General features: G+C 73.3%; 2 protein-coding genes and 1 pseudogene. 2 read left to right on the top strand and 1 reads right to left on the bottom strand.

Going from position 1 to position 5065, the window contains the following annotated elements; all coding sequences use genetic code 11:
* Positions 1–488, top strand: a pseudogene (locus tag A612_RS15825) (xanthine dehydrogenase small subunit); the annotation flags it as partial.
* Positions 485–2824 carry a xanthine dehydrogenase molybdopterin binding subunit gene (xdhB, locus tag A612_RS15820; RefSeq protein WP_019375404.1) on the top strand — a complete coding sequence of 780 codons (2340 nt, stop codon included), beginning with the start codon at positions 485–487 and terminating at the stop codon, positions 2822–2824. The pseudogene A612_RS15825 and the gene xdhB, both read left to right, overlap by 4 nt.
* Before the next feature lie 50 nt (positions 2825–2874).
* On the opposite strand, the gene A612_RS15815 is transcribed toward xdhB, so the two are convergent.
* Positions 2875–4986: a sensor domain-containing diguanylate cyclase gene (locus tag A612_RS15815; protein WP_051001527.1), complete on the bottom strand. Its 2112-nt coding sequence runs from the start codon at positions 4984–4986 to the stop codon at positions 2875–2877.
* Between the last annotated feature and the right edge of the window lie 79 nt (positions 4987–5065).

Below are 5065 nucleotides of genomic sequence, written 5' to 3'. Positions count from 1 at the left end.
GGCGGCTGCCGCTGGAGGATCTCTACACCGGCTATCGCACGAACGTGATGGCGTCGGACGAGCTGCTTGCCTTCATCCACGTGCCGCCGCCCGCGCCGGGCCAGCTGCTCGCCGCCTACAAGGTCTCCAAGCGTTTCGACGACGACATCTCCGCCGTCTGCCTGGTGCTGAACCTGCAGCTGGAGGGCGGCACGGTGGTGCGGGCGCGCATCGGCGCCGGCGGCGTGGCCGCCACGCCGGCACGCGCCCGGCAGACCGAGGCCGCGCTCGCCGGCCAACCCTGGAGCGAGGCCACCGCCCGGCGCGCCGCGGCCGTGCTGCAGGCCGAATTCCAGCCCATCAGCGACATGCGCGCCTCCGCCCACTACCGCCGCGAGGCCCTGGGGGCGCTGGTGCTGCGCCTGTGGCGCGAGGGCCAGGGCGGCGCGGCCGGCGCTGCGCTGCACGAGCTGGCCCCGCTCGTTCCCGCCGAGGAGGCCCTGCCATGAAGCGCGACGACATCGCCCTGCAGCCCGAGGCTCCGGCCGTCGGGCGCCCCCACCCGCACGAGAGCGCCCGCGCCCAGGTGGCGGGCAGCGCCCCCTACGTCGATGACCTGCCGGAATTCAAGGGCACGCTCTACGCCGCCCCCATCCTGAGCCCGGTGGCGCACGGCACGCTCGACGGCGTGGACACCGGCGCCGCGCTGGCCCTGCCCGGCGTGCACGGCGTGGTGCTGGCCGAGGATGTGCCCGGCCTCGCCGTCTTTCCCACCGCCGCGCGCGACGAGGCGGTGTTCGCGCACGGCACGGTGCAATACGTCGGCCAGGTCATCGGCCTGGTGCTGGCGGATTCCGTCATGGGCGCGCGGCGCGCGGCGCGTGCCGTGCAGCTGTCCATCACCCCGCTGCCCGCCATCCTCAGCGTGCAGGACGCACTGGCCGCGCAGAGCTGGGTGCTGCCGCCCGTGCACGTGCGCCGCGGCGATGCGGCCGGTGCGCTCGCCACGGCGCCGCACCGCCTGCAGGGCCGCTTCGAGGTCGGCGGGCAGGAACATTTCTACCTGGAGGGCCAGATCGCCTACGCGCTGCCGCTGGAGCAGGGCCAGTGGTGGATCCATTCCAGCACCCAGCACCCCGGCGAGGTGCAGCACTGGGTGGCGCACGCGCTGGGCGTGGACAGCCACGCCGTGCGCATCGAGTGCCGGCGCATGGGGGGTGGCTTCGGCGGCAAGGAGACCCAGGCCGGCCACCTCGCGGTCTGGGCGGCGGTGGCGGCGCACAAGTTCGGCCGGCCCGTGAAGCTGCGCCTGGACCGCGACGACGACTTTGTGGTCACCGGCAAGCGCCACCCCTTCGCCTACGAATACGACGTGGGCTTCGACGCGAGCGGGCGCATCGCCGGACTCAAACTCATGATGGCGGCCAACTGCGGCCACAGCGCCGACCTGTCCGGCGCCGTCGCCGACCGCGCCGTGTTCCATTGCGACAACGCCTATTTCCTGGAGCACGTGGAGATCGCCTCCTACCGCTGCAAGACGAACCTGCAGAGCCACACGGCGTTCCGCGGCTTCGGCGGGCCGCAGGGGGTGATCGCCATCGAGGCCATCCTCGGCGACATCGCGCGGCACCTGGGCCTGGACGCCCTGGACGTGCGCATGCGCAACCTCTATGGCCTCGGCGAGCGCGACGTGACGCACTACCAGATGCGCGTCGAGGACAACATCCTGCACGAGCTCCTGCCGCAACTGGAGCGACAGGCGCATTACCGGCAGCGCCAGGCGGCGATTGCGCAGTGGAACGCCACCAGCCCGGTGCTCAAGCGCGGCCTGGCGGTCACGCCCGTGAAATTCGGCATCAGCTTCACCGCCACGCTGTTCAACCAGGCGGGCGCGCTGGTCAACGTCTTCACCGACGGCAGCGTGCAGGTCAACCACGGCGGCACCGAGATGGGCCAGGGGCTGCACACCAAGGTGGCGCAGATCGTCGCCGACGAGCTGGGCGTGCCGCTTGCGCGCGTGCTGGTCACGGCCAGCGACACCAGCAAGGTGCCGAACGCCAGCGCCACCGCCGCCTCCAGCGGCACCGACCTGAACGGCCGCGCCGCCCAGTACGCTGCGCGCACCATCCGCGACAACCTGGCGGCCTTCGTCGCCGGGCTGGACGGCTGCGGCGCGGGCGCGGTGCAGTTCGAGGGCGGCCTCGTCACCTCCCCGAAGGTCGTGCGCCGCTGGGAGGAGGTGGTGGTCGCCGCCTACGCCAACCGCATCCAGCTGTGGAGCGACGGCTTCTACCGCACGCCCAAGATCCACTACGACAAGACCACCCTCACGGGCCGGCCGTTCTTCTATTTCGCCTATGGCGCGGCCTGCACCGAGGTGGCCATCGACACCACCACTGGCGAGAGCCGTGTGCTGGCCATCGACATCCTGCACGACGTGGGCCGCAGCATCAACCCGGCCATCGACATCGGCCAGATCGAGGGCGGCTTCGTGCAGGGCATGGGCTGGCTGACCACCGAGGAGCTGGTCTGGGACGAACGCGGCCGGCTGGCGACGCACGCCCCCAGCACCTACAAGATCCCGGCCACCGGCGACGTACCCGAGCATTTCCAGGTGCGGCTATGGCACGAGGCCAACCGCGAGGACAACGTGGGCGGCAGCAAGGCCGTGGGCGAGCCGCCCTTCATGCTGGCGGTGAGCGTGTACGAGGCGCTGCGCAACGCCATCGCTGCGGCGCGCGACGGCGCAAGCGGGGGCAGGTTCGCGCCGGGCGAGCGCATCGAGTTGCGGGCCCCGGCGACCGCGGAAAACGTGCTGCGCGCGCTGGGGCGGCTGGAAGACTGAGCGAGCCGACGCGCCAGCCGCAAGGGACGGCCGGGCCGCCGCGCCTTTCCTCAGGGCGCAGCCGCGGGACCGGCTTCCGGCTGTGGCATCACGCGCCGCACCTCCACGCGGTTGCGACCCGCCCGCTTGGCGGCGTAGCAGGCCATGTCGGCCGTGTGCAGCAGCAGCGCCACGTCGCGCAGCCCGGGGCTGAGCGGCACCAGCCCGATACTCAGGCCGAGCGTGAAGCTGCGCCCCAGGTACGAGGGCTCCCAGGCCTGCACGGCCGCGCGCAGCTGCTCGGCCACCGCCAGCGCACGCGCCGAAGTCACCCCGGGCAGCACCACGGCAAACTCGTCGCCGCCGACGCGCGCCACCCAGCCCATCTGCCGCAGCTCCGACTCCAGCAGCCGCGCCAGATGCCGCAGCACGTCGTCGCCCGCCGCATGACCGGCCACGTCGTTGATGACCGTGAAATGGTCCAGGTCGAGGAACAGCAGCGCGCCGCTGCCCTCGTCGCCATACAGGCCCGGCGGCTGCGGTGCGCCCGGCAGCGCAGGCAGTCCCTGCGTCGCGCGCGCCTCCAGCAGCGCGCGCAGGCGTTCCTCGAAGGCAGGACGGTGCAGCAGCAGGGTCAGCGCATCGTGGCCGCCGCTCCAGGCCTCGTGCTGGCGTGCGGCGCGGGTGGCGGTGCAGTCCTCCAGCACCCACAGCGTGCCGCGCTGCGGGTCCTCGGCATGGATCGGCCGCCCCTGCGCGCGCACCCATTGCACGCCGCCGTCGCGCCGCAGCAGCGGCAGCTCGCCCTCGAAACGGCCGTGGGCGGCGAACTGCGCCCGCACCTGGCGCGCCATGCTGTCGGCCTCGCCCTCCTGCGGCGCCAGCAGGTCGAGCAGCAGGCGCCCGCGCAGCTGCGCCGGGCTGTGGTCAAGGAGCCGGCAGGCCTGCAGGCTCGCCACCTGGACCCGTTCCTCGTGCGTCAGGGCGATGCCCAGCGGCACGTGGGCCAGCACCGCCTGCAGCTGCTGCGACAGCGCCTGCCAGCCCTGGCGGTGCGCGCGCCGGTGCTCGAGCAGGCGCAAGCACACCCGCACCACGTCGTCCACCTCGCCGGCCGAGCGCGGCCAGTGGGCGTGGATGGCGCCGCCCTCCGCGGTCGTGTCCTCCGGATCGAAGGCATCGTCCAGCACCGCCATGGCGCGCTCGCGCAGCTGCGCCAGGGGCCGTGCCAGCCAGCCGATCGCCAGCACCGCCGCAAGGCCCACCAGGGCGGTCACCAGCGCCGCCACCTGCCAGGCGCGCCGCTGTACGCCCTCGACCGGCGCGAGCAGCGTGCGCGCATCGCTCACGCGCGCCACCATCCATTGCGGCATCGGCACGCTCGCCAGGCTGACCACATGGCCGGAGCGCGACTCCGTGAGGCTGCTGCCGTTGAGCGGCTTGCCGCGGCTGCGCCAGCGCTCGTAGGCCTCTGCCAGGCCCGGCTCGTCGCGCACATGGCCGAGCACACGCCCGGCGTCCGGGTGCGACAGGATGACGCCCTCGCGCGTGAACACCACCAGCCGCGAGTCCGAGCGGGCCGGCAGCGCCAGCGAATGCGGCAGCAGCCCCTGGGACTGCAGCCGCAGCACCCCCGCCACCACGCCGCCGACGCCGCCCTCCCGAAGCAGCAGCGGGTGGGTGAACATCACGCGCGCGTCCGACGGCCGCGTGCCGATCAGTTCGGACACCAGCGGCTTGCCTTCGACCAGGGTGCGCACGAGGTAGTCGCGCTCGGCCGGATCGAGCTCAGAAGCCTTCTCCAGCTGCCCGTAGCGCAGGTTGACGCTCAGCTGGCCGTCGTGGCGCGCCACCGAGGTGGCATCGAAGAAGCGCACCGCCGGCAGGCCCTGCTGCAGCAGCCATTCGAGCGAGGCCGGCGAATCGAGCATGCCGGGCGTGATTCCCTCCGCCACCGTCGACAGCACCTTCTGGCTCTGTTCGATCTTGCTCGACAGCAGCCGCGCCACCAGCTCCACCTCGTCGCCCTGCTGGACCACCAGGCGGTCCATCGCCTCCTGCCCCGCGGCACGCGCCACCAGCCAGCCGGTCAGTGCACCGGCCGCCAGCACCGCCAGCGCCGCCACCAGCAACAGCTTGCGCACCAGCGGACCGGGAAACCAGCTGCGCCCGGGCGCCAGCAGGGTGGCCTCCTCCTGGTCGGCGGCGCCATCGAGCGCAAGACCGGCGCCGGGGGTGCGCGCCCGCGCGGCAGCAGCCGCA

The organism is Melaminivora alkalimesophila (genome assembly GCF_000282995.1).
Classification (GTDB): domain Bacteria; phylum Pseudomonadota; class Gammaproteobacteria; order Burkholderiales; family Burkholderiaceae_C; genus Melaminivora; species Melaminivora alkalimesophila.
Note: the sequence above shows the minus strand (reverse complement) of the source record. Positions and strands in the feature narration are given on the sequence as shown.